General features: G+C 37.4%; 25 protein-coding genes and 1 pseudogene. All 26 read right to left on the bottom strand.

Annotation, left to right across the window (positions count from 1 at the left end; translation table 11 throughout):
• Window positions 1-78: 78 nt before the first annotated feature.
• Complete coding sequence (locus ACYQ2D_RS03630) at window positions 79-1110, bottom strand: glycosyltransferase (RefSeq protein ID WP_459784680.1); 1032 nt, start codon at window positions 1108-1110, stop codon at window positions 79-81.
• Window positions 1111-1147: 37 nt separating this feature from the next.
• On the bottom strand, window positions 1148-2059 hold the full coding sequence (locus tag ACYQ2D_RS03635) for a glycosyltransferase family A protein (protein WP_459784681.1): 912 nt from the start codon (window positions 2057-2059) through the stop codon (window positions 1148-1150).
• A 49-nt stretch (window positions 2060-2108) separates the two neighbouring features.
• A complete protein-coding gene (locus ACYQ2D_RS03640; protein ID WP_459784682.1) occupies window positions 2109-3293 on the bottom strand; it encodes a glycosyltransferase in 1185 nt (394 codons plus the stop codon).
• Window positions 3294-3323: 30 nt separating this feature from the next.
• Window positions 3324-3851, bottom strand: a complete 528-nt coding sequence (locus ACYQ2D_RS03645; protein WP_459784683.1) for a serine acetyltransferase — start codon at window positions 3849-3851, stop codon at window positions 3324-3326.
• A gap of 11 nt (window positions 3852-3862) precedes the next feature.
• Window positions 3863-4879 (bottom strand): capsular polysaccharide synthesis protein, encoded by a 1017-nt coding sequence (locus tag ACYQ2D_RS03650; RefSeq protein ID WP_459784684.1) that lies wholly within the window; start codon window positions 4877-4879, stop codon window positions 3863-3865.
• Window position 4880: 1 nt separating this feature from the next.
• Window positions 4881-5981 carry a glycosyltransferase family 1 protein gene (locus ACYQ2D_RS03655; RefSeq protein ID WP_459784685.1) on the bottom strand — a complete coding sequence of 367 codons (1101 nt, stop codon included), beginning with the start codon at window positions 5979-5981 and terminating at the stop codon, window positions 4881-4883.
• Window positions 5982-5985: 4 nt separating this feature from the next.
• On the bottom strand, window positions 5986-7140 hold the full coding sequence (locus tag ACYQ2D_RS03660) for a glycosyltransferase family 4 protein (RefSeq protein ID WP_459784686.1): 1155 nt from the start codon (window positions 7138-7140) through the stop codon (window positions 5986-5988).
• Window positions 7141-7253: 113 nt separating this feature from the next.
• Window positions 7254-8705 carry a sugar transferase gene (locus ACYQ2D_RS03665; RefSeq protein ID WP_459784687.1) on the bottom strand — a complete coding sequence of 484 codons (1452 nt, stop codon included), beginning with the start codon at window positions 8703-8705 and terminating at the stop codon, window positions 7254-7256.
• 172 nt (window positions 8706-8877) lie between these two features.
• On the bottom strand, window positions 8878-9570 hold the full coding sequence (locus tag ACYQ2D_RS03670; protein WP_459785302.1) for a DUF362 domain-containing protein: 693 nt from the start codon (window positions 9568-9570) through the stop codon (window positions 8878-8880).
• A gap of 60 nt (window positions 9571-9630) precedes the next feature.
• A pseudogene (gene trmD, locus ACYQ2D_RS03675) lies at window positions 9631-10323 on the bottom strand (tRNA (guanosine(37)-N1)-methyltransferase TrmD); the annotation flags it as partial.
• A 16-nt stretch (window positions 10324-10339) separates the two neighbouring features.
• Window positions 10340-10846, bottom strand: a complete 507-nt coding sequence (gene rimM / locus ACYQ2D_RS03680; protein WP_459784688.1) for a ribosome maturation factor RimM — start codon at window positions 10844-10846, stop codon at window positions 10340-10342.
• 75 nt (window positions 10847-10921) lie between these two features.
• A complete protein-coding gene (locus ACYQ2D_RS03685; protein WP_022303993.1) occupies window positions 10922-11152 on the bottom strand; it encodes a KH domain-containing protein in 231 nt (76 codons plus the stop codon).
• Between the two features lie 24 nt (window positions 11153-11176).
• Window positions 11177-11422, bottom strand: coding sequence for a 30S ribosomal protein S16 (rpsP, locus tag ACYQ2D_RS03690; protein WP_022303994.1), 246 nt, complete (start codon window positions 11420-11422; stop codon window positions 11177-11179).
• Between the two features lie 56 nt (window positions 11423-11478).
• Window positions 11479-12825: a signal recognition particle protein gene (gene ffh, locus ACYQ2D_RS03695; protein ID WP_459784689.1), complete on the bottom strand. Its 1347-nt coding sequence runs from the start codon at window positions 12823-12825 to the stop codon at window positions 11479-11481.
• Between the two features lie 3 nt (window positions 12826-12828).
• A complete protein-coding gene (gene ylxM / locus ACYQ2D_RS03700) occupies window positions 12829-13173 on the bottom strand; it encodes a YlxM family DNA-binding protein (protein WP_022303996.1) in 345 nt (114 codons plus the stop codon).
• A gap of 139 nt (window positions 13174-13312) precedes the next feature.
• The gene (gene larE, locus ACYQ2D_RS03705) at window positions 13313-14131 is read right to left on the bottom strand and encodes an ATP-dependent sacrificial sulfur transferase LarE (protein WP_459784690.1); all 819 of its coding nucleotides are present in this window, start codon (window positions 14129-14131) and stop codon (window positions 13313-13315) included.
• Between the two features lie 6 nt (window positions 14132-14137).
• Window positions 14138-15568 (bottom strand): nickel pincer cofactor biosynthesis protein LarC, encoded by a 1431-nt coding sequence (larC, locus tag ACYQ2D_RS03710; RefSeq protein ID WP_459784691.1) that lies wholly within the window; start codon window positions 15566-15568, stop codon window positions 14138-14140.
• A 368-nt stretch (window positions 15569-15936) separates the two neighbouring features.
• The gene (gene ilvA / locus ACYQ2D_RS03715; RefSeq protein WP_022303999.1) at window positions 15937-17148 is read right to left on the bottom strand and encodes a threonine ammonia-lyase; all 1212 of its coding nucleotides are present in this window, start codon (window positions 17146-17148) and stop codon (window positions 15937-15939) included.
• Between the two features lie 164 nt (window positions 17149-17312).
• Window positions 17313-18248 (bottom strand): signal recognition particle-docking protein FtsY, encoded by a 936-nt coding sequence (ftsY, locus tag ACYQ2D_RS03720; RefSeq protein WP_022304000.1) that lies wholly within the window; start codon window positions 18246-18248, stop codon window positions 17313-17315.
• A 43-nt stretch (window positions 18249-18291) separates the two neighbouring features.
• Complete coding sequence (gene smc, locus ACYQ2D_RS03725) at window positions 18292-21852, bottom strand: chromosome segregation protein SMC (RefSeq protein ID WP_459784692.1); 3561 nt, start codon at window positions 21850-21852, stop codon at window positions 18292-18294.
• Window positions 21843-22541, bottom strand: coding sequence for a ribonuclease III (gene rnc / locus ACYQ2D_RS03730; RefSeq protein ID WP_022304002.1), 699 nt, complete (start codon window positions 22539-22541; stop codon window positions 21843-21845). The genes smc and rnc overlap by 10 nt, the downstream gene beginning before the upstream one ends.
• 140 nt (window positions 22542-22681) lie before the next feature.
• Window positions 22682-22912 carry an acyl carrier protein gene (acpP, locus tag ACYQ2D_RS03735; RefSeq protein ID WP_022304003.1) on the bottom strand — a complete coding sequence of 77 codons (231 nt, stop codon included), beginning with the start codon at window positions 22910-22912 and terminating at the stop codon, window positions 22682-22684.
• A gap of 3 nt (window positions 22913-22915) precedes the next feature.
• A complete protein-coding gene (gene plsX, locus ACYQ2D_RS03740; RefSeq protein WP_118700904.1) occupies window positions 22916-23947 on the bottom strand; it encodes a phosphate acyltransferase PlsX in 1032 nt (343 codons plus the stop codon).
• Between the two features lie 420 nt (window positions 23948-24367).
• A complete protein-coding gene (locus ACYQ2D_RS03745; RefSeq protein WP_459784693.1) occupies window positions 24368-25159 on the bottom strand; it encodes an immunoglobulin domain-containing protein in 792 nt (263 codons plus the stop codon).
• 166 nt (window positions 25160-25325) lie between these two features.
• Entirely contained in the window at window positions 25326-25511 is a 186-nt protein-coding gene (rpmF, locus tag ACYQ2D_RS03750) for a 50S ribosomal protein L32 (RefSeq protein WP_022304159.1), read from the bottom strand.
• A 2-nt stretch (window positions 25512-25513) separates the two neighbouring features.
• Window positions 25514-26041 (bottom strand): YceD family protein, encoded by a 528-nt coding sequence (locus ACYQ2D_RS03755; protein ID WP_022304158.1) that lies wholly within the window; start codon window positions 26039-26041, stop codon window positions 25514-25516.
• Window positions 26042-26043 lie beyond the last annotated feature (2 nt).

The raw sequence follows: 26043 nt of genomic DNA on the forward strand, positions 1-26043 counted from the left end.
TTTGATACGTACCGTATATTTCTCATTTTAATCTTACCTCGTATAATATAGTTGCCATTTTCATATCTATTTCCTTCTTTATCTCGATTTTAGATTATATAATATCTTTGCTGCTCTGAACTTAATTAATTGTTTCAGAATAAAGCTTTTCAAATCAGTTGTTTTTAAATAGTGAATACTTTCCTGTAACTCTTTTTTATTTAAAATATTTTTAACTTTATTTACTTTATTTTTGCTATTTCCTGGTGCAAACTCGTTACATTCATTCCATATGCAAAGATACATAAGACAATTATAAAAATGCTGATACTCATTAAAGTATTTATCTAAAACCTTCCTACTATCCATGTACATATATAAGTATTCACACAATTTACTATATTGTAAATATAAATTTTTGCGATATTGCTTTGTTAAACTACCAACCCTTTGAACATAATGATAGAAACATTTATCAACAACTTGAATTTTTTTTGCACAAATCAATGCCTCTATATTAAATAGAAAATCTTCGCTTCCGACCTCTCTCTCTGAAATAAACTCTAACTCATTAATTTTCAAAAAATCTAAATTATATATATTAGAAGTTGCAGATAAATTAATTTTTGATATTGTAGAATCAGCCAATTTATCTCCACCAAATGCCAATGGTAACACTCTTTTTTCTATTTGTTCCTTATCATATAAACCTTCTGATAAAATATTATGTACTTCAGTAATTTCACCATCACAATCTATAACATAAGAAAATTTCAAAATATCAACATCTTCATTCTTTATCTTCTTTAGTAAGATATCATATGTTCCTTTTTCAACCCAATCATCTGAATCTACAAAAGCTACATATTTTCCTCTCGCTACACGTAATCCGCAATTTCTTGCACTAGATAATCCACCATTTTTTTTATGTACTACTTTAATATTCCCATTTTTTTCTTCAATTTTTTTACATATCTCTAAAGAAGAATCTGTTGAGCCATCATCTACTAAAATAATTTCATATGAAATCGTATTTGGCACAACTGATTCGACACATTTTTCTAGATATTGTTCTACATTATATACCGGAATAATAATAGTTAATAACGGTTTTTCTTGGTGTTTATTCATCTTTTTTCCTTCCTAAAATTTATATAACTATTTTTAATCATTTACGGACTAAATTTAATCCATATCCAACGGGATATAAAAATCCAACTAGGATCTTAATTCTGATTTTTTTTATATCTTTTAAAATAATATGTAATGCTCGTCCTGTTGCTATACCATCAAAGCTCATTCCAACGGATGCTTTTAAAAAATAAATAGGATCATATTTAAAATAATCTAATATATCATTTAATACATGTTTCCATAAATAATAATTTGAATTACTTCTTGAATTTGACCTTGCAGTTATAGCATTATCTTGATCATGATAATAACCTCTTAATGGTTCATTAATAAATCTCTCATAATATTTTCTTGAAATTTTATCTAATACTATTGCTTCTGGAATAAAGTGTAATGATTCTCCATTATAACCTTTCAAGTCCGGATACGGAAATTCTTTAAAAACACAAGTTCTATCTAATGACCATTTTTCTCCTTTGTTCTTTTCCTTTATCCTAGCATCTAAAGTCCTTGCATCATGATATCCACAAGATTCTTTAATCTCTGTACCTTCTGCATCACCTGTAGTAGGATCATAAGCTCTACATGTAATACTTTTAAATAACGACTTATCCTCAATATTATTCCAGTATGACATAAATACTTCAAATGCATTTGAAACAAATTCATCATCAGAATCTATAACAGTAATATACTCACTATCAACTAGCTTCATTGCTGTATTTAAAGCAATATGCTTTCCTCTATTTTCTTGGTAATAGTATCTTATAGCTATTTTACCTTCTTCAATATAGCTTTGTATTAATTCTTTTGTATTATCTGTTGATCCATCATCTATCACAAGCCATTCGAAATCTGTATAAGTCTGTGAAAGAAGGCTATTATAAACTCTATATAGTGTATTACATCTATTATATGTTGGTGTTATTACAGTTATTGTTTTCATTATATATACCTGGATTCTTCTTTCTGATCTAATTAATACCCTATAAATATTAATTTTCAAATATCATATAGTATTTTTTTATTTCTTCTTCATTTCCATAACTATGTTGTTCTAAATAACATTGTATTTTTTTATGCAATACCCAATCATGCATTAATAATTTTATCCCCTCTGCAATAGCGTTAGGAGTCATATCTACAATTAATCCTTCCATTTTATCCGTTAATTGATCTTTAATGGTTGAATAATTCGTTGCTAATATAGGCGTTGCCAAAATTTTAGCTTCATCCAAAACTACTGACTTTCCTTCCCACCTAGAAGATTGTACCAACAAATCACAATTTTTAATATACGGATATGGATTTGCTTTTAAACCTAAAAATGTAATGTATTTTTCCAGTTCATTATCTTTTACCTGTTTCTTGAGTTGATCTTCTAATTCTCCAGCACCTATAATCCACCAATGAACATCTGAACACTCTTCTTTCAAAATTTTTAGCGCATTAATTGCAATATCATATCCCTTTTGTTTTGTCAAACGTCCTATTGATAAAATATTAAACTTATTTTTATCAAATTCTGTCACTTCATACTCTTCTGCCATTTTTTCTACCAAATTGCTCGAAGTTAAATTTGGTAAACATAAAAATTTATCTTGCATATGAGGGTAATTTTGTTTTAAAATCTGTACACATTTATCAGAAATACTAACAACATTGTTGGCTTTTTGAAAATATTTCTCATAAATACCCGCATCTTCATTTTTCTTTATTTCATTAAAATCATTATGAATCCAAAGTATTTTTTTTAATGCATTTACTTTATCTATGACATAATACGATGCATCTCCTTCTAAGAATCCAATAGCAACATCATATTTTCCTTCTAAATTTGGTAAATGCTGTTTATAATATTTAATCCATCTCTGCTGCCTTGCATTTTTCTTATAAAATAATTTACATACAAACGTACTCATTACTCTTAGCATTCCTAACTTCATACCTGAAAATGAATTAAACATACTTTTATTGATCTTATAAGCATATTGTAATGAGTCTGTAAGAGGTAAGAGATTAACCTCCTTTGGAATTTGATTCAAAAACAATCCTTCCTGTTTCAACAATAATAAATCTATATCATATTTTTTATAATCTATAATGTTCAATAAATTTACTAAACTTTTTTCTGCCCCACCACTATCTAATGATGGCATTACAAACAATATTTTCTTCATAACTTTCCTCTTTATAGCTTTTAAGAGATACTACTCTAAATACTTATTCTGAATGTACCTACTTGGATTATTATAGTTCAATACTTTTGCATAATTTCCTGCACATGTTGAATTATCAGGTAAATCTTTGGTTACTACACTTCCTGCCCCGATCGTCACATTATTCCCTATCACAACATCTTCTACAATACAACAGCTAGGACCAATATATACATTATCTCCTATTATCGCTGCCTTTCCTTCGTTAGAACCTATTGTTACAAATTGAGAAAGATTACAATTATTTCCTATTATTGTACTTGGATTTATTACAACCGGCCCTCCATGGCTAATATACAATCCATATCCAATTTGAGTAGTACGGGCAATTTGTATCAATTGCTTGTTTCTAAAAATCCATAGAATAATACCCAAAAATTTTATCCAACCCTCTGAATTTATAAGTCTAAAAGCAACTGAAAATCTAAATCCTGCTTCCTTTCTATAACAATGAAAAAAAGAACGTAGACTTACAGTACCAGCATAACGATACAAATCACTTTTTATAAATTTATTCATATATAACCTCTTTAATTTAATTTATTATCAACCAACATCCCATAAAATGTAGGAATTCCATCTTTTTCTTTTGGATATTGATACTTCCAACTCAACTTAAATAAACATGTATTTTTCTTTAGCTCATTCCATTTATTTTCATTAAATTTCTCACCCATTATCTTATATAACTCATCACATTCTGGATTATTAGATTTAATATTCTTAAATTCTTCAGCTATTTGTGAATCATATTTTTGTACTAAAACTATTAAATAATCTAAAAAAAGATAATCTGTCATAATATCATTTTCTTTCCAATATTCTAAAAGAAAATCTAAAATAACCTTAAAAATCCACCTATGTTCTTGATCACATGCAAATGAATAATTTGCAAAATATCCGGCTGCTATTGAAGCATGAAAATAGTCCGGACGTTTAATTGACCATAGAGATGCCTTAAAATATTCTTGTAACCCTATTCCCGTACAGAAAAAGGTAGAATCAATCCACATACCTCCATGTTGAGCTAAAAGAGAGAGTCTTAAAATATCTGAATAATGCGTTCTAGAAATAATTCCTTTATTTTTTTTTTCTTCCACCCACTTTGGAATATCCACATATTGCTTGTAATTATCATCCGTCAAAATAATTACTCTATGATTTCCCGCATTCCTTTTTATAGAGTCCACACAAACCTTTACAAGCTCTGGTGCCTGTTCAAGTCCCTGCCACCAACAAACCCATATGCAATCCGCATACTCTGATTTAGGTAGCTTTTTATTTTTATGATCATAATCATATGTCTTTAAAAAATCGCCAAAAGTCTTTTCATAATAACGAATCATAATATCATGCTTACGTAATAAATGATTTTTTCTAGTTTCATTTTCATAATATCCATTACGATTCATAATCTGAATATCAATTTTTGCCCTAAAAGTTTCTAAACCTTCTTTAAAAGAAGTAACCTTAGAGATCCTTCTTGTTGCATCTATTTCTTCAGCACAACGATGTATAATTCGCTTAATACTTTTATGTCCTGCCATATTACAATCCTTTCTTATTAACTATATCCAAATAATAATTTTCCAATATCGAATGTGCCACTTTAATATCATATTGACTATTCTGTAAATCTTTTGCTTTTGAATTTCTCTCGATATTCTTTGCTCTTTCAATAGATTTAACCCACTCATCTAAAGCAGCTTCTAATTTAACAAATTGTGTTTTAGAATTAAATTTCACTTCTTTTGGAACTCTATCCGAGAAAATACAAGGTAAATCTGAAAATTGAGCTTCTATACCAACTACGGGAACACCTTCAAAAAAAGATGGCATAACAAACACATCCATTGCCTGATACAATTCATTTACATCACTTCTATTTCCTAAAAATTTCACTTTAGAATCTAGCCCAAGTTCATGTATCTGTTTTTTTATTTCCTCTTCTTTTTCTCCAACGCCTACCAATATTAGCAATGCATTTCTCTCTAATTTCAAAAGTGAATTAAAAATTTCAATTAACAATTTATGATTTTTCTGATAAGAGAGTCTCCCGACATGTCCCACCACAAATTCATCTTTTATACCTAATTCTGCCCGTTTTTTATTTCTTAAATCTTTATCATATAAAAATTTATCAACTTCAATCGCATTAGGAATAAAAGTAAAGTCTTTGTTTCCAAATAAAAATTTCCCCGCTTCTTGTCCACAAGTACAATAATCAGTTGCAACAGTTGTTATTCTGGAACGAAAATATTGTTTTAATAAATACTTGAAATCTTTATCAATAGAAGTATTATGACTATGTGCAATACGTACCGGTATATTCGCTTTCTTTGCAGCTTTTAATGGCAAATAACTCATTGCATCAATGTGTGAATGTATAATTTTATATTCTGGATGTTCACTAAAAAACTGTTTCATCCATTTATAGTATTTAGGATAATTTTGTGGATACAAGCGAGGAGCATAATAAATTTTTCCTCCCAAGCTCTCGATTTCATCATCATAATCTCTTCTCTGTGGACGATGTGTCAAAAAATCAAATTGAATTTTTTCCCTGTCTATATTTCTATAATAATTCATAAGCATCGTCTCAAGTCCTGCTCGATGCATATCATTTACACATTGCAATATTCGAATCATTCTTCTATCCTCTATATAAATTTAATGTTTTTTCTACTACATCATCCCAATTATATTTTTGACAAATATAATCTGCAGCTTCATCTTTATATTTTTGTACTTGTTCTTTATCATCACAAGCTTTCTGCAATTTACTTTGCAAATCTGCCACATCACTTTTCTTAAAAATAAATGCTTTATCTTCTACAACAGATGCACATTCATCTATGTCAGTCACCAAACAGCAATTTCCGTAACTCATTGCCTCTAATAAGCTAAGTGGCATCCCTTCCAAATCACTTGGTAAGGTATACACATAAGCATTGCTGTAAAGTTCATCTAATTCTTTGCCCTGAACAAATCCCGTAAACAAAATTCTTCCATCGTCTTTTGCCATCTCTTTTAATTCATTTGCAAATTCATCTGTATCAGAACTTCCACCAGCAATAACCAGTTTTTTATCTGTCTTAACCTGTTTAAAAGCTTCTATTAAATAACGCAGTCCTTTTTCCGGAACTAATCTTCCTAAAAACAAAATATAACTATTCTTTTCTAAACCAAATTTTTCTTTTATAATTTCTGCTTCACAAACAACAGGTCTGTTTACACCGTTTGGAATAAATCTGGTTTTTCTTCCATAAGTATCCAGAAAATACTGCTGTACCCCTGCACTTAATACAATAATCTCATCAGCAAATTTAACCGCACATTTTTCTCCCAACATAATATATGTACTGGCAAATTTACCCCATTTTGCTCTTTGATGGTCTAATCCATGTACTGTTGCCACACAACGTTTGCCAAATAATTTCGGAAGCCACAGCATTGCACATGGTCCTTCAGCATGAAAATGAACCACATCATATTTTCCAAATGCTGCTGCAACTGCCGCGAAAAAAGAAGCACTCATTGCTGCCAGCCCTTTTTTATCTATCGTCGGCACATATTTCATTCTTGTTCCTTTATATTCTTTCAATTTATGTGCATCAAATTCTTTCCCACTGACATGATGTCCACTTCTATTATAAATAGTTACCTGATGTCCTAATTTTGCCATTCGTACAGACAATTCTTCTACAACAATTTCAATTCCTCCTTCACGTGAAGGAATCCTTTTATGTCCTAAAACTGCAATTCGCAACTTCTTATTTTTCACGTTCTGTTTCCTTTCCTTTTGCATATCCTCCACTCAAAAAACATTCTTTATTTTCTCAGTACAAGATATCTTTATACATAAATTGTGATCCTGCCTAACATTTTTCAACCTTAAACAGAATCACAAATTTTCCATCGTTATACCGACCCTTCCTTTTTAAACACCACCATCACGGTCTTTAACAGTATCTTAATATCCAGTCCAATATTCCAATTTTCAATATACTCTTTATCGAGCTCTACCACTTCTTCAAAATCCGTGATATCGCTTCTTCCGCTTACCTGCCACATACCGGTAATCCCCGGTTTTATCGCAAGTCGTGCCCGATGGTGCAGCTCATACTCGGAAACTTCTCCAATCAGCGGAGGACGTGTTCCCACGATACTCATATCGCCTTTTAACACATTCCAAAACTGCGGAAATTCATCCAGACTGGTGGATCTTATAAAATTCCCAATTCCGGTCTTATGTGTTCCATCCGGCAGAATCTTATTTCCAATGACACGTGGGTCAAAGTCGAGCTTGAACATCTTTGCATCACCGAGTTTGTTATCTTTCATCAGTTCTGCTTTCCGTTCTTCTGCATCTAAATACATGCTTCTGAATTTATACAGTTTGAATCGTTTTCCGTTTTTTCCGACTCTTTCCTGAGAAAAGAAAATCGGTCCCGGCGATTTTATGTAGATTGCAGGTCCAACAAACAGAGTGATAAGCCCTGTTAAAATACATCCGACCAAACCGCCTGCAATATCCATCGCCCGTTTGAAAAACAGCTGTCTTGCTGTTGCATAATTCATTGTTGTTGTCAGAACCGTATAAGTTCCGATTTGTTCAACAAATTGTTTTTTCCCTCTCGTATTCGATACTTTCGCAAGATTTAAATGTACCGTTACACCTGTTTCCATCATTTTCTTCATCAAATCTTCCGGATATTCTGCATCTTCCGACGGTACAACCAGCACTTCGTCAATCCATTGCTGGCAGATATAATCCGGTGTGTTTTCTCGATTTGAAACCACCGGAATTCCACTGATTACTTTTCCCGTCATATCCTTGTCAATAATTACAATTCCGGAAAGTGTAAATCTCGCATAATTGTGGTCTTTCATATCACGAATTACCGTTCCTGCAACATCCGAAGTCGTCACAATCAGCAGGGAACGGTCTCTTCCATCTTCCATCTGCTTTTGTAATACTGATTTTCTGACTTCTCTTACTGTATAAGTCAGGATAAAATAGAAGCACATTGTCGTAATCAGAATAAATCTCGAATACTTTTCTGCTTCTTTAATCAAAAACAGATAACTCATCGACACCGCACATACAATCAACACGTGTTTGAGTGTCTCTATAAATTCTACATAGTGTCCTCTCTTTAAAACATTTTTTAATGTCTCAAAGAAGAAAATTACGACAATGTCTGCCGCTTCCACAAAAATTGCCATATTCCGATAAAGCAGATGTGAATATGGATTCCAGCCCACTCCACGAATCACATAAGCCAGAAAAAAGGCTATCTGCAGACAGATTAAATCCAGCAGAATAAAATCATAGTGCTTAAACCACCCTTTTGACTCTCTTTGGTACATATTCTTTTTTCTTTCCCCTTTATCTCTGTATTGCCAGATTTCATCAGATTCTCCTATCTCTTCTTTATCTGACTCATTTTCTCATTAATGATATCATCTATTTTTTGTCAAGACAAGAGTCAATCCGCCATTTTCTACCACATTGTTGTAAATTTCTTCGTCATTTTTCCATCTAATAGCATTTTATTTCTTTAGGGAGACAGAAATTGTCCTCCAGATATTTTTTAACACTTTCATAGTCACTGCTTCTTGCCCCACTTGGACATACCCTTTCACAGCGCAGACATCCAACACAGAGTTCTTCCTTTATTTGATATGTGTCTTTATCAATCGCTGAGGTCGGGCATTTTTGGACACATGTCTGGCAACCCTTACATTTCGTTTCATCAAAGTAATGAACCACCGGCTTCATGGTCTTTGGTTCTGGCTTTGGATTTCCCGGAATCATGAGGGATTCTTCCAATCCATTTTCCAATCTCTGTTTCACTGTGACTGCAAACCGGCGGAAGACTTTCTCATCTTCTGCATTTGGTCGGTCTGCCCCCAGTTTTTCGGAATAAATGTGTGGAATAATCGGTGCGATTGCGCCGATGCAGTAAAATCCTCTCTCCTCTAAAATGTCTTTCATCTGTGCAAGGGTATCATCAAAGTCACGATTTCCGTAAGCAGACATCAAAATACAAGGAGTATGATCCCCTTTCAAGTTTGTAAAAAGAGCTTCTTTTAACTGTGGAAGCTGACCTCCGTATACCGGTGCAGCTGCAAGCAGTAAATCTTTTTTTCCAAAGTATTGTTTTTGTTTCCGGAATTTTCTTCTCGTCAAATCAATGTATTCCGGATTCTGGGAGAGCATCGTTGCTAACATCTCCGCTGCTTTCTTTGTGCCTCCGGTCGGGCTGAAATAAGCCACTTTTAAGCTTTTATTTTTTTCGAGTAAATCCGGTCGTCTCTCTTTAGTTCGTATCAGAGACTGTTCCCATCTCCATGCTTCAATTTTATTATGGTCTCCGGTTAGGAGTACTTTCGGCACCTCTTTTTCATGCCAGCTTTCCGGTCTGGTATAATGCGGATATTCTAAGAGGTTATCCTGCATGGATTCAAACTGGGCAGATTCTTCATTATTTAAAACACCCGGCACAAATCTTGAGATAGCGTCAATCATGACCATAGAAGCAAGTTCTCCCCCTGTCAGCACATAATCTCCAATGGAGACATAGTCTGTGACCACTTCTTCTAAAACACGTTCGTCAATCCCCTCATAATGTCCGCATAAAAAAATCAGTTCTTCTTCCTGGGCAAATTCTTCTACCATCGTCTGATGAAAGACTTTTCCCTGTGGGGTCAGATAAATGCATCTTGGTTTTTTGCCTTGTTTTATGGCTTTACTGTTTTTTGCCACAGATTCCCAGGCGCGGTAAACCGGTTCTGCCTGAATTACCATTCCGGCTCCGCCCCCATAAGGATAATCATCCACGCGATTATGTTTATTGATAGAAAAATCACGGATATTGACTGTATTTAATGTGATATGTCCGTCTTTTATTGCTCTTCCGATGATACTGGTATTTAATCCCTGTCTGACCATATCCGGAAACAGGGTGAGTACATGAAAATCCATTTGTTTTTCTCCTTTTTTACACTAATCCGTCCAACAGGTGAATTTCCATCTTTCCTGCTTCTACATCGACATCTAAAATACATTCGTAGATGGCCGGAATCAGCACTTCTTTTCCTTCTTCCGTCTTAATAATATAAACATCATTTGCACCGGTTTCCATAACATCTTTTAACGTTCCAAAATGACTTCCATCCTCTAAGTAAACTTCCATGCCGATTAAATCCGCAATATAATATTCATCTTCTCCAAGTGGCTGTGCATTTTCTCTTGTGACAAAGAGGCTTTTACCTTTATATTTTTCAATGTCATTGATATTATCAATGCCTTCGAATTTTAAGATGGCATATTGTTTGAAATATTTCACACTCTTAATTTTTAATTCTCTGTATTCTTTTCCTGTATCCAATAATACGCTTTCTAATTCTTCAAAGCGGTGTACATCGTCGGTGGTCGGATAGACTTTTACTTCCCCGCGGATTCCGTGTGTGGTTGTGATGACACCTACCTGTAATAAATCTTCCATGCTTATAACTCCTTAATTTACTTTTTCGCTAAAAAAAGGACTGCACATCAACGTGTACAGCCCTCTCATTTACTTTTACTGTAAAATATCTACGATAACTTTTTTATCATTTTTGGAAGATGCAGCTTTCACTACGGTACGGATTGCTTTTGCAATTCTTCCCTGATGTCCGATTACTTTGCCCATATCTGCAGATGCTACTTTGAGTTCTACAAATACCGCATTGTTTTCTTCCCGCTCTGTTACCGCAACTTCGTCCGGATAATCTACAAGAGACTTTGCAATTACTTCAACTAATTCTTTCATTACAAGCCACCTCCTGGACCTATATTATTTTTCGATACCAGCTGCTTTGAAGATTTTGGATACAACTTCTGTTGGCTGAGCACCGTTAGCAAGCCATTTTTTAGCTGCTTCTTCGTCTACTTTGTATACACTTGGGTCCTGATTTGGATCATAAGTTCCGATTTCGTCGATGAATTTACCATCTCTTGGGGATCTGGAATCTGCAACAACGATTCTATAGAAAGGAGCTTTTTTCTGTCCCATTCTTCTTAATCTGATTTTTACTGCCATTATTTTTTCCTCCTGAAATTTAACTATTTTCTTTTCTTATCTTCTTGATTTATATGTTAAAAGGGAAGTTTGAATTTTCCCCTCTTAGCACCCTTGCCATTCATAAGACCAGGCATCTGTTTCATCATTTTCTTTGCCTGTTCAAATTGTTTTACTAAGCGGTTGACTTCCGCCACATCCACTCCTGCACCTTTTGCAATTCTTGCTTTTCTCTGTGGAGTCAGGATTTCCGGATGAGAACGTTCTCTTGGTGTCATGGAAAGAATCATTGCTTCTTTTCTCGCCATATCCTTTTCGTCTACCATATTTTCAATATCTTTTACCTGTCCGCCAATTCCAGGAATCATATTTAAGACACTGGAAATTCCTCCCATGTTTTTCATCTGATTCATGCTTTCAAGGTAATCATCAAAGCCGAATGAGTTCTTACGGAATTTCTGTTCCATCTCTTTGGCTTTTTCTTCATCAATGTTTGCCTGCGCTTTTTCAATCAGGCTCATCACATCGCCCATTCCAAGGATACGGGATGCCATACGATCCGGATAAAATTGTTCCAAATCCGATAATTTTTCTCCCATACCGACAAACAGAATCGGTTTTCCTGTGATTGCTTTAATTGATAATGCTGCACCGCCTCGGGCATCACCATCCATCTTTGTAAGAATGACTCCGTCGATTCCGACTTTCTCACCGAAGGTCTCTGCTACATTCACCGCATCCTGTCCGGTCATTGCATCGACTACCAGTACTGTCTGGTCTACAGAAATCGCTTCTTTTATGTTTGCAAGCTCCTGCATCATGTCCTCATCAATATGAAGACGACCTGCGGTATCTAAGATAACCACGTTGTATTTTTCTTTTTTCGCATGCTCGTACGCTGCTTTTGCAATATCAACCGGACTTTGTTTGTCCCCCATTGCAAAGACTTCCACGCCCTGTTTTTCACCATTGACCTGCAACTGTGTAATTGCGGCCGGACGGTATACGTCACATGCTACCAGAAGAGGTTTTCTTCCTTTTGATTTCAGCTTGCCTGCCAGTTTTGCCGTGGTTGTTGTCTTACCTGCACCCTGAAGACCTACCATCATAAGTACGGTAATCTCTCCTGCCGGCTTTAAAGTGAGTTCGGTTGTCTCACTTCCCATCAGGTTTACGAGTTCTTCATTTACAATCTTAATTACCATCTGTCCCGGATTTAAGCCGGACATTACATCCTGTCCAACTGCACGCTCCTGAACGGATTTCATAAATTGTTTTACCACTTTAAAACTTACATCGGCTTCGAGAAGCGCCATTTTGACCTCTTTCAAAGCGGATTTTACATCGGCTTCCGTCAGACGACCTTTTTTTCTCAAGTTTTTAAATACATTTTGTAGTTTATCCGTTAAGCTTTCAAATGCCATCTGCTACAACTCCTCCAAAATTTCCTGGGAAATGTGTTCCACCTCGGAAACCAGTTCTTCTTTGCTGATGCTTTCGCAATTTTTTGCAAGACCGTGAATCCTGTGGATTTTTTCCTTAATATTTACAAACTTCTCTACGAGATGCAATTTTTCTTCATAGTCTGAAAGAATCTTATTACAGCGTTTGACGTTGTCATGCACGCCCTGTCTGCTGATTCCCAAATCTGCTGCCACTTCACTAAGTGAGTAGTCATTGAGCACGACATCCTCATAGATTCTGCGCTGGTGCTCTGTTAAGAGTTCCCCATAAAAATCGTATAATAAAGTCTGCTGTACAAATTGTTCCACTTGTCATCACCTTGCTTATCATACTACATGATTTTTGAAGTGTCAAGTATTTTTTCTTGACACTTATACAGCGCATAGTGAAGCGGATATTTGCAATCCGCTTCACTACTTGCCTGATTTTCCATCTGCTGCGTGGTCGTCAATCGTCGTGGGCATCGACATCCATGCTTCCACTTCGAAATCCTTCCATATCAAGTGTCACATAAACAAATCCAAGTTCTTTTAATTTTGCAAGCACTGCTTCTCTTTGTTCCATAAATTTTCCAAACTCAGCTACCGGAACCTCAATTCTTGTTACATTTCCGTGCAGACGGATACGCACAATCTCAAATCCCAGACTTTTCATATATTGTTCGCCCTCATCAATCTTTTTCAGCACTTCAAAGTTAAGTTCTGAACCATACGGCAGACGCGTTGCAAGACAGGGAGCTGCCGGACGATTTGCAACGGAAATTCCCTCTTTTCTTGCAAGGGCACGTACTTCCGGTTTTGTTAAATGCGCTTCAGCAAGCGGACTTTTTACTCCAAGTTCCCGGACTGCTGCAAGTCCCGGACGATACACATGTAAATCATCCTCATTTGTTCCTTCTAAGATGGTTTCTGCCCCTGCTTCATCTGCATAAGCCAACAGCTTTTCAAACAAACTTTTTTTGCACAAATAACAGCGGTTCTTCGGATTCTTTTTAATTCTTTCATCTTCAAATTCATCTAAGAAAATGATTTTATGAATTGCTCCGGTTTCTTTTGCAACCTGTTTTGCAATATCCAAATCACAGGATGGATGCAGTACGGTTTCAAAAGTAACTGCATGTACCCTTACCCCAGGTGCTGCACATTTTACAGCAAGTTTTAATAACAAGCTGCTGTCTGCTCCACCTGAAAATGCAATACAGATATCCTTCTTTGCATACCCCTTCATAATCTCATATAATCGCTCTTCTTTTTGCGTCAATTCCACCTCTTATCACTCCTCACTTTTCTTGGCCAAACTTCTTGCCTCTTCATAGACCATACGAAATGCTTCACCACGCATTTCACAGGTTTTCCTGACATCCTCATATTCCGGATAATAATAAATCACATCATGATGCATACACTTCTTAATCCGAATGGTATTTCCATCCAAAAGTGTGACACTTATCATTTCACGGTCTAACTTTTGTCGTTCTTCCTCATATCTGCGAAATCCAATGCTGGTTGTCTCTCGAAATAAAATTGTTTTTAATGCCTCTTCATCTGCCGGTCTGCAGATAATCTGAAACAAATATGCCGGACGCCCCTTTTTCATGTAAAGCGGCATACAACACACATCCAGCGCACCAGCCTTTAACAATACCTCTCTGGCATAACCCAGCTGTTCTCCCGAACAGTCATCCACGTTTGTTTCCATGACACATACCGTTTCTGTCTGGACATCGTGAAATCCCTTCTGCTCATCTTTTTTTTTCATTTCTTCTTTTGTCTCATTTACAGCTGTCTTTTTTTTTTCGATTTCCTGCTCCTCATGGCAATGTGTATGACTGTGTTCCTGCTCATGACTATATTTATGCTTATGTTCATGCACCGCCTTTTTCTCTTTCTCAGTATTTAAAATCATCGCACGAAGCACATTCGCATGAGGGAAATTTTTCTTTCCGGCTCCAATCCCGATTTTTTCAATTACAAAAGAATCCGGAAGCTGATTCTCACCCGAAAGCGCTGCCACAATTCCCGCCCCTGTCGGTGTCACCATCTCTCCCTGCACTCCTGAAAGATGAAGTCTTGTCTGGCTCTTTGAGAAAATCGCAAGTACTGCCGGTGCCGGAACCGGAATTCTTCCATGCTGACACCATACATGCCCTTTTCCCTCCCAGATTTCAGACGTCACAATCGAATCAAATCCCAGATAATCCAGACAGATTGCTGCTGCCGAAATATCTACAATCGAATCAACCGCACCAACCTCATGAAAATGCACTTCATCCACAGCCGTACCATGAACCTGCGCTTCTGCCTCTGCAATCACCTGAAAAATCTTTAAAATCATTTCCTTCACTCTGTCCGAGAGCTCTGAAGCCAAAATAAATTCCTTAATCTCACGATAACTATTATGAACATGCTTATGTTCATGACTGTGTTCCTGCTCATGACATTCCTTCACATCTTCATCATTTACGTGGGTATGAGCATGTTCATGACCATGCTCCTCTTTATGCTCACCTTTCAAAATCACATCAAAATCTGTCGCTGTAATCTGATTCTTCTTTGTTCTAGAAATCTTTATCTCATATCCATCTAAGTGCAGCTTCTCCAACTCTTTCATCAGATACTCCCCCGGAACACCAAGGTCCAATAAAGCTGCAACTGTCATATCTCCACTGATTCCAGAATAACACTCTAAATATAACTCTCTCATAACAAACCTCCTGCCCTGCCAGATATTCCAAAATACATCCGACGTCCTAATTCTAACACATCTCTCTTTATTTCACTACTATTTCAGTAGGAATAAGCATTATTTTCTTCTCGCACAATTTCAGATATAAGAAAACCCCTGAATCTCTTCTATGTTACATACAGAAACTCAGGGATTTCTCCTAACTATCTAATTTTCTAACAAAGAGCAATTTTTTTCCTATACCTCTGCCCTCTCATTTTTATTTAGCAGCAAATTTCTGCAGGCACTTTGGAGCGGCCGGTACTTAGCGACTTTGTCGCTTATGTACCGCTGCCAGCGACAAGTAGCGAGAGCGTGCCTGCACGAAATTGCTGCGTCTTTGCGTTCTATAAGTTTGCAGTAATCTGTCTCGGACGATATCCTTCTTCTTCCAGCGCTTCAATAATTTCATTCTTATGTTCCGTACCAAATGCCTCAATGGTAATCTTCAGTTCCACTGCTGCAGAACGGTTTGTACTTACAAACTGGTTATGGTCAAGTTTGATCACATTACCTTTCTTATCTGCAATTACACTTGCCACACGTACCAGTTCACCCGGCTTGTCCGGAAGCAGCACAGATACAGTAAAGATACGATTTCTTGCAATCAGACCCAACTGAACTACAGATGACATTGTGATAACATCCATGTTTCCACCACTTAAGATAGAAACTACTTTTTTATCTTTAAACTGCAGATGTTTCAAAGCTGCTACAGTCAGCAGACCTGAGTTCTCTACAATCATTTTATGATTTTCTACCATATCAAGGAAAGCAACAACTAATTCATCATCGCTGACGGTAATGATTTCATCCACATTTTTCTGGATATATGGGAAGATTTTTTCTCCCGGTGTTTTTACAGCAGTACCATCTGCGATTGTATTTACACTGTCAAGTGTTGTAACTTCTCCGCGACGTACAGATTCCTGCATACAATTTGCACCTGCCGGTTCTACACCGATCACTTTGATATTCGGATTTAAGAGCTTGACTAAAGTGGAAACACCTGTTGCCAGTCCGCCGCCACCGATTGGGACTAAGATATAATCTACTAACGGAAGCTCTTTGATGATTTCCATTGCGATTGTTCCTTGTCCGGTTGCAACAGCCGGGTCATCAAATGGATGAATGAATGTATATCCATTTTCTTCGGCTAATTTATAAGCATGCTCGCAGGCTTCATCATATACGTTTCCGTAAAGGACTACTTCTGCACCATAACTTTTTGTTCTTTCTACTTTAATTAATGGAGTGGTAGTCGGCATAACGATAACCGCTTTTACTCCAAATGCTTTTGCTGCATAAGCAACACCCTGTGCATGGTTTCCGGCAGAAGCTGTAATTAAACCTTTTGCTCTCTCTTCCGGTGAAAGAGTGCTGATTTTATAATAAGCACCTCTTAATTTGTAAGCACCTGTTTTCTGCATGTTCTCTGGTTTTAAATATACTTTATTTCCTGTCTGTGCGCTGAAATAATCGCTGTAAACCAGTTTGGTATCCTGGGTTACTTTCTTTACGATTTCCGACGCTTCTTCAAATTTTTCTAATGTCAGCATAATCCTAATATCCTCCTTTGATGTTCATCTAACTGTTTTTTTCGGCGATTCTGAAATTTTTCAGCATGTACTATATGTACTGAGTGAACTACACACGAAGCGAAAGCTTCAATGCTTCCTGGTTAAAATCGCCTGCCAGGTTTCACGAATGTTCCACTTAAACTTTATTCTTCTTTGAAATCGAAAAGCGCATTTACAAATTCATCCGAATTAAATTTCTGTAAATCGTCAATGCTTTCACCGACTCCGATATATTTTACCGGAATATCCAGCTCTGACTCGATTGCAACAGCGATGCCTCCCTTTGCAGTTCCGTCAAGTTTTGTAAGGATAATTCCTGTTACATCTGCGACTTCATTAAATTGTCTTGCCTGAAGCAGTGCATTTTGTCCGGTCGTTCCATCAAGAACGACTAACGTTTCCAAATAAGCTTCCGGATATTCCCGTTCGATAATACGGTAAATCTTATGAAGCTCATCCATCAGATTTTTCTTATTGTGAAGACGTCCTGCGGTATCACAAAGCAGTACGTCGGCATTTCTTGCTTTTGCGGCTGCAATCGCATCATACACAACAGATGCCGGGTCGGCGCCTGCCTGTCCGCCAATCAGTTCCACCCCTGCACGGTTCGCCCACTGGGTCAGCTGTTCTCCTGCTGCCGCACGGAACGTATCTGCTGCTGCAAGCACAACTTTTTTCCCCTGGTCTTTTAATTTTCCTGCCAGTTTTCCGACAGAAGTAGTCTTTCCAACTCCATTTACACCAATCACCAGCACTACAGATTTGCGGTTCTCAAATTCATAAGCCGCTTCCCCGACTGCCATCTGTGCTTTGATGCTGTCCATCAGCAGTTTTTTACACTCCTGCGGGTCTTTTATTTTCTTCTCTGCTACCTGTCGCTTTAAATCTTCGATAATATTATTGGTTGCATTGATTCCCAAATCTCCCATCACAAGAATTTCTTCGATTTCTTCATAGAAATCATCGTCAATGCTGGAATATCCACTGAAAATAGAATCAATACTCGATACAATATTTTCTCTGGTTTTTGTAAGACCGGATACCAGTCGTTTAAAAAAACCTTTCTTTTCCTCTGCCATAAACTCTCTCCTACTCTTCTCTGTATTTTCTCATCTGCTTCTCTTACTTATCCAAATCATTTTCTATTAGGTTGACAGAAACAAGGGTAGATACACCTTTTTCCTGCATTGTGATACCATAAAGGCGGTCTGCCGCAGTCATCGTACCACGTCTATGTGTAATAATAATAAATTGTGTATTTTTTGTCAACTTATGAAGATACTTGGCATATCTTGTTACATTAGAATCATCGAGTGCCGCCTCAATTTCATCGAGCAGACAAAACGGGGATGGCTTCAAATTCTGAATCGCAAATAACAGTGCAATTGCGGTGAGTGCCTTTTCTCCACCGGAAAGCTGCATCATATTTTGCAGCTTCTTTCCCGGCGGCTGAGAGATGATACGGATTCCCGCCTCTAAGATATCTTCCTCCTCATCTAACTCAATCGTTCCTTTTCCGCCACCAAAAAGTTCTTTAAATGCCTTATCAAATTCTTCACGAATCTGTGCAAATTTTTCTTCAAACTGGTGTCTCATTCCGATATCGAGTTCATCAATAATCTTAAGCAGGGTCTTCTCTGCTTCCACCAAATCTTCATGCTGGGCATTTAAGAACGTATGACGCTCGGAAAGTTCTTTGTACTCCTCAATCGCATTGACATTGACATTTCCAAGCTTTTTAATTTCATTTCGCACTTCTGCCTGTGCCTTTTTGATTTCACTGCGCTCAAGCGGTTCCTCAAAAGTCTGTTCTTTTGCCGCACTGTAGGTCATCTCATATTCTTCCCACATATAACCTATCTGATTCTCCTGATTCTCCTCAAGCTTTTCTTTTTGATTTTCCAGGCGGTATAGGTCTTTATCCAAGAGATTCATGCGACCGGAAAGCTCATCTCTCTTTTCAAAGAAGCCCTTATGACTTTGATTCATGCTCTCTTTTTTTGCAAGGTATTCCTGCAGCTTCGCTTCATCTTCCGCTTCCTGTGTCTTTGCAGCTTCAACTGCCTCCTGCATTTTTTCTATCTCGGCTTCTTTTTTCTCTATCTCATCTTTTGCATCACTGACATTTGCTGCCAGTTCCATTAACTGTCTTTGTAAATTCTTCTTTTCACTTAAGATACGTTCCAGGTTTTCTTTTGCAAATCCCTGTTTGGAACTGAGTTCTGCATTTTCTAAATGCAGTTCTTCTAATCCCTTTGAATGAGCGTTTTCCTGCTTTTTCTTCTCATCCAGTTTTTCCTGATTTTGATTAATCTGATCTTCTAACTGAGCCTCTCGTTTATCACTCGTCTCTAATTCCACACGAATAGATTCCCGATTTTCTTCAATCTCCTGCGTCTGTTTTTCAAGTGCTGCAAGATCCCGTTTTAAATCTGTATACTCTTTTGCAATCTCTTTTGCCTTCTGTTCCATTGCTTTCTGATTCATACGCAGGGTATTATCTTTTAAGGACTGCTCCTGAAGTGCAGCATTTAATCGTCCTGCTTCTTCACGATGGAAATTTCGTTTTTCCCGATAAGTATCAATCTCTTTTTGTTTTGCTTCCAGCTGATTTTTCAAACTCTCAACTTTAGTCTCAAGCTCTTCTATCTCTCGTCTTCTTCCAAGCAGATTGCTGTTATTTTTGAATGCACCACCGGTCATGGAACCACCCGGATTTAAAGACTCTCCTTCAATCGTTACCATACGCAGACTGTATTTGTATTTTCTTGCAATTGCAATTGCAAAATCAATATTTTCCACGACAAGCGTACGCCCAAGCAGATATTCAATTAAACTCTCATATTCAACTTCCGTAGAAACCAGCTCACTTGCCACGCCAACAACTCCCGGCTCTTTTAAGGCAGATGGAGTCGAAAATCCACGTCCTGCACCCATACTGGTCAAAGGCAGAAATGTTGCCCGTCCGTATTTATTCTGCTTCAAAAACGAAATCATCTGTTTTGCAGTCGTTTCGTTATCCGTAACAATATTTTGGATGCTTCCTCCAAGAGCGGTTTCAATCGCAGTTTCATAATTTTTTTCTACTTTAATTAAATCTGCCACAACTCCATGAATCCCCGGAACACGTTTCTTCTGCTCCATTACACGGCGGATACTGTTTCCGTAACCGTCGTAACGCTCTGTAATATTTCTTAAAGATTCTAACCTCGAAGCCTCTTTATGATAATCATTCTGTAAAACCTGCTGTTCCTTGATACTCTTTCCAAGCAGACTCTGATATCTGGTAATCTCATCCTCGTTTTTATTACTCTTCTTTGTGAGACTTAAAATCTCAGCATCAATTTCCTGCTGTTCTTTCTCAAAGCGCTCCTTTTCTTCTTCCTGCTTTGCAGTCTCACTCTTTAAACGCAGATATTTCTGATTAAACTCTGTCTTTCTAAGCGAAATCTGTTCCATCATCGCATCATAACGCTGCATTTTTCCCTTCGTCGAACCACGATGATTTAAAATTTCAATAATTTCGCTCTTATCTTCCTCTAACTGTTCTTCTAATTCATGAATTTCAAAAGCAAAATCCCTGAATAAATTCTTCGCTGTCTCCTCTTTTTGCCGAATCTCATCGATTTTTGCATCAAGCTCTGCCTTTTCTTCAGTATAAAGTTTTTCACTCTCTTCCCTCTGTTTTAACTCTGCCTCTAAAGCCTCCACACGCTCACGATACTGCAAATCACTTTGCTTTGCCGAAGAAATCTGTTCCTTTGCTACATTAATCTGGCCCTCTAACTGCTGCTTCTCCAGTGCTTTTTTTGTTGACTCTTCACGAAACACTTCAATTTTTACATTAAAAGCCTCCAGCTCTTTCTCTAACGCTTCATATTCAGTCTTCGTTGTCTCAAAATCATTACCTGTTTTTTCCAGGTCCTGACGGACAATCTCCGATTTTTCTTCGATCTCTTTTAACTGAGCATTGATGCGTTCCATTTCTGCAAGAAACATCCGGACATCAAGCGCTTTTAATTCTTCCCGCTTCTTTAAATATATCTTCGCTGTCTCAGACTGTTTCTCAAGCGGTGCAAGCTGTCTGGTCAACTCCGATAAAATGTCATTGACACGGGTCAGATTCTGCTGTTCTTCCTCTAATTTTTTTAAAGATGCCGCTTTTCTTCGTTTGAATTTCACGATTCCTGCTGCTTCGTCAAACAGTTCTCTTCGCTCTTCCGGCTTACCACTTAAGATTTTATCAATCTGTCCCTGTCCGATAATGGAATACCCTTCTTTTCCGATACCCGTATCATAAAATAATTCATTGACATCTTTTAATCGGCAGGAAACCCCATTCATCAGGTATTCACTCTCGCCGGAACGATAAAGCCGTCTTGCAATCGTCACTTCTTCATAATCAATCGGAAGATTATGGTCACTGTTATCTAAAGTAATTGCAACATAAGCAAATCCAAGAGGCTTTCTCGTTTCTGTTCCCGAGAAAATAACATCCTGCATGTTTCCGCCTCGAAGCTGTTTTGCACTCTGCTCTCCCAGCACCCAGCGTACAGCATCTGCTACGTTACTCTTTCCACTTCCGTTTGGGCCTACAATTCCGGTAATTCCGTTGTGAAATTCAAATGTTATCTTATTTGCAAAGGACTTAAATCCCTGCACTTCAATGCTTTTTAAATACATAGGCCACCCTTACTCTTAAGTTTTTTAATCGCACAGTATGCAGCCTGCTGTTCTGCTGCCTTTTTGGTATGGCCTGTTCCTTCTCCCAATACCGTACTTCCAAGCAGAGCATGAACATAAAAGCTCTTATTGTGATCCGGACCTTCTTCTTTTACCAGTTCATAACGTACATCATCATCATAACTTCCCTGTACGATTTCCTGAAGCGTAGTCTTGCTATCATAAAAGAGCTGTTTGTTTTCAATATCGTTTAAAATAAACCGGTCAATAAACTCTTTTGCATTAGCAAAACCACCGTCCAGATAAATTGCACCGATTAATGCCTCCATAGCATCTGAAACAATGGAATCTCTTTTTCTTCCGCCTGTTGCATCCTCGCCTTTTCCAAGTAATAAATAATCTCCCAGTGGAATTTCTCTTGCACATAATGCTAAAGTCGGCTCACATACCATACTTGCACGTTTCTTTGTCAGTACACCCTCCGGAGTTTCCGGATACTTTGCAAATAAATAATCACTGGAAATCAGTTCTAAAACCGCATCTCCCAAAAATTCCAGACGCTCATTATTTTCTTTCTTTTCATATCTGTGTTCATTTGCATAAGAACTATGCGTCATTGCTTTTACGAGCAAATCAAAATTTTCAAATTTATAGCCAATTCTCTGCTCAAGCTCTAATAACTTCTTCATCGATTAACAAACTTCCCTTCTACTTTTTTCTATTTATCTAAAGTCTCTCTTGCGTTCGACCTGAATTTTCTTCTTCTCAATCTGAAAATCAGATGTCTTCATCCGAATTTTTCCCTTTTGAAGACATCTGACTCTTTTAGTTATCCTACAATTTTTTTAATTTCTTCTACTGCATCTCCTACAGTCACAATATGTTCTACATCTTCGTTTGGCATTTCAATATCAAATTCTTCTTCAATTCCCATGATAATCTGGAATATATCCAAAGAATCTGCTCCCAAATCCTCTACGAATGTAGTATCCATTGTCACTTCCTGTGCATCTACATTTAATACCTCTGCGATAATCTTCTGTAATTTTTCTAACTCCATTTTTTATTGCTCCTCCTCTGTCTTTTTCACCGCTACTGTAATATTTTCCCGAATCTTTTCACTAATGTCCTGTTCTTTAAAGGAAATACACTGAATAATCGAGTTTTTCACTTCGTTTGCTTTGGAACTTCCGTGACATTTCACTACAAGCCCTCTTAATCCGAGAAGCGGTGCTCCACCGTACTGGCTGCTGTCAAAACTTTTTAATGTACTTTTTAATGCCGGTTTTACAAGCAAAGCTCCAATCTTACTGCGAAGAGTGGTCATCATACCTTCTTTTACTTTAGAAATCAAAGTCGCTCCGACTCCCTCATATAATTTTAAAATTACATTGCCTACAAAGGCTTCGGTTACAATTACATCTGCAACACCGGATGGAATCTCTCTTGCTTCGATGCTTCCGATAAAGTTAATGTCTTTACATTCTTTTAAAAGTGGATATGTCTCCTTTACTAGGGCATTGCCTTTTTCCTCTTCCACACCAATATTCACAATTCCGACTCTTGGATTTTTAACCCCTACAACATGTTCCATGTAAATAGAACCCATACGTGCAAACTGCACAAGATGAGACGACCTTGCATCCACATTTGCTCCGCAGTCAATCAAAAGTGATGCGCCATTTTTCGTTGGAATCATCGGTGCAAGCGGTGCACGCTCAATTCCTTTGATTCGACCTACAATTGTAGTTCCGCCAACCAAAATCGCACCGGAACTTCCGGCAGAAACGAAAGCATCTGCCTCACCCTTTCTGACCAGTTTCATTCCGACTACAATCGAAGAATCTTTCTTTCCCTTGATTGCAGCAACCGGCGGTTCTCCAGTCTCAATCACTTCTGATGCATGTATAACTTCTATTCTCTCCTTCGGATAATCATAAGCGCTTAATTCCTTTTCCACCACTTCTTTTTGTCCGACAAGAAGTACCTTTAAGTTTTGTTTTTCTTTTACGGCCTCGACTGCCCCTTTGATAATCTCATGCGGAGCATTATCCCCGCCCATGGCGTCGACTACCACTGTAATCAGATTTCCCATTTCATTGCCTCCTGTACGCTATGCCCTTAATTTTACCAGACATCTAAAAAAAGGGCAAGAGAAACGGTCGTAAAAGATAATCTCTTTTACGACCGCCCAAAATCACTTTATCCCTGCCACTTTTTGTTTTCAACAGATTCATACTACAGCACATCGGAACAAATGATGCCAACTGCCATTTGCATCTCGTTCATCCCTACCACTCTTTGCTTTCAACAGATTTATACTACAGCACATCGGAACAAATGATGCCAACTGCCATTTGCATCTCGTTCATCCCTGCCACTCTTTGCTTTCAACAGATTCATAAGCAGGTGCTTTGGAGCGGCTGGTACTTAGCGACGGTATTTTCGTCGCTTACGTACCACTGCCAGCGACAAGCAGCGAGAGCGTGCCTGCGATGAACTGTTGTTTATTCCTTTATTCCATTTTGCCATTTGAACCAATATGATATCCCTCAATATCCGTATCTTTCGCCATCTCTCCGCTGTCTAACAGATAATACCAGGAGTCTCCATCTTTAAACCATCCGATTCTCATATAACCTTTTTCATCAAATGCATACCATTTTCCATCAATCTGTTTCCATGCATTTCTCGGATAAGTTCCATCCCCGTTATCATACCACCAGCCATCATTATTCTGTACCCATTTGCCAAGTACCTTACTTGCACCTGCCTGGTCTTCGCTTTCAGACGGAATGGTTCCATCCGCTGACACAATAACTTCTGCGGTATCACTGGTTGCTCCATTTGTAGAAGAACCAATGGTACTGGTTGCTACAACATAATAATAAAGTGTCCCTTCGGTATCGGTTGGCGGAGTGTAACTTGCTTCTGTCGCCCCGTCAATTAAAGTTCCACCGCCATTTGTATCGGTCTGGCTCTTATACCACTGATAAGTAATACTTCCATCATCCGTCGTAGTTGCTTCTACTGTCAGTGCAGAAGCTTTGGCATTTACCGCATAAGTCACCGCTCCACTTAAGTTTGTGGTAAATTCCGGTTTTGCCACTTCTACTTCTTTTTCACCTGCACTGTCTTTTTTATCACTGCTGTCCTCTTTCGTTGCCTCTGTCTTTTTATCCGGCTTTGGATCAGTCACTGACAATAATTTATCTAATACAGAATCTGCACTGCATCCGGTCATAGAAACAGTCATGCATCCTACCGTAAGAAGCAGTAATAATTTTTTATACCATCTATTATTCATACTAAACTCCTCCTTTAACAAGTTCTCTCTTATATTAACTTGTTTTCTGGAAAATCGCAAGAAAAACTTGCAATTTTATTACAAATTTATTACAAAATTCATTTATAAATTTATAAAATGAAAAAAGGCTGCCGTGCCTAAACACGACAGCCCCTCATACTATGAATTATTCAGCATCCATAGCAATAACTTCTTTTTTGTTGTAGCTTCCGCAAGCTTTGCACACTCTGTGCGGCATCATTAAAGCACCACATTTGCTGCATTTTACTAAGTTCGGAGCAGTCATTTTCCAGTTTGCTCTTCTTTTATCTCTTCTTGCTTTAGAAGTTTTATTTTTTGGACAGATGGACATAATTACACCTCCTTAAATTTGCTAAATATATCACGGATTGCCGCCATTCGTGGATCCGGGCTCTCCTGCTCACATGAGCATGGCCCTTCATTCAAGTCTTTTCCGCAATGGCTGCAGATTCCCTTGCAGTCCTCTTTACACAGGACCCTCATAGGCCAATGGATTAAAATCTCATTATGCACTAACTGCTCAATATCCAGGCTACAACCTGTGATATAATTAATTTCATCTAAGTCTTTTATCCTGTCTTCCTCTGAAGTTTTCATATCAACCTCTTTTTCAAGGTCAATTTCAAATTCCGTTGCCACATCTTTAAGACAACGGTCGCAGGGCAGAGCAAGACTCACTTTGCCTTTTACTTCAATTCGAAGCACTTTTTTTCCTGTATTCGTAATTACAACATCTAACGGCTGTTTTTCTACTACCGGAAAACTGCCAAGTTTTGATTCAAAGGAATCCATGGAAACCGGCATTTTTAATTCTTTCGTCTTTCCATCCACGGATAAAATATCTGATAAATCAATTAGCATAA

It is taken from the genome of Blautia stercoris, assembly GCF_054657695.1.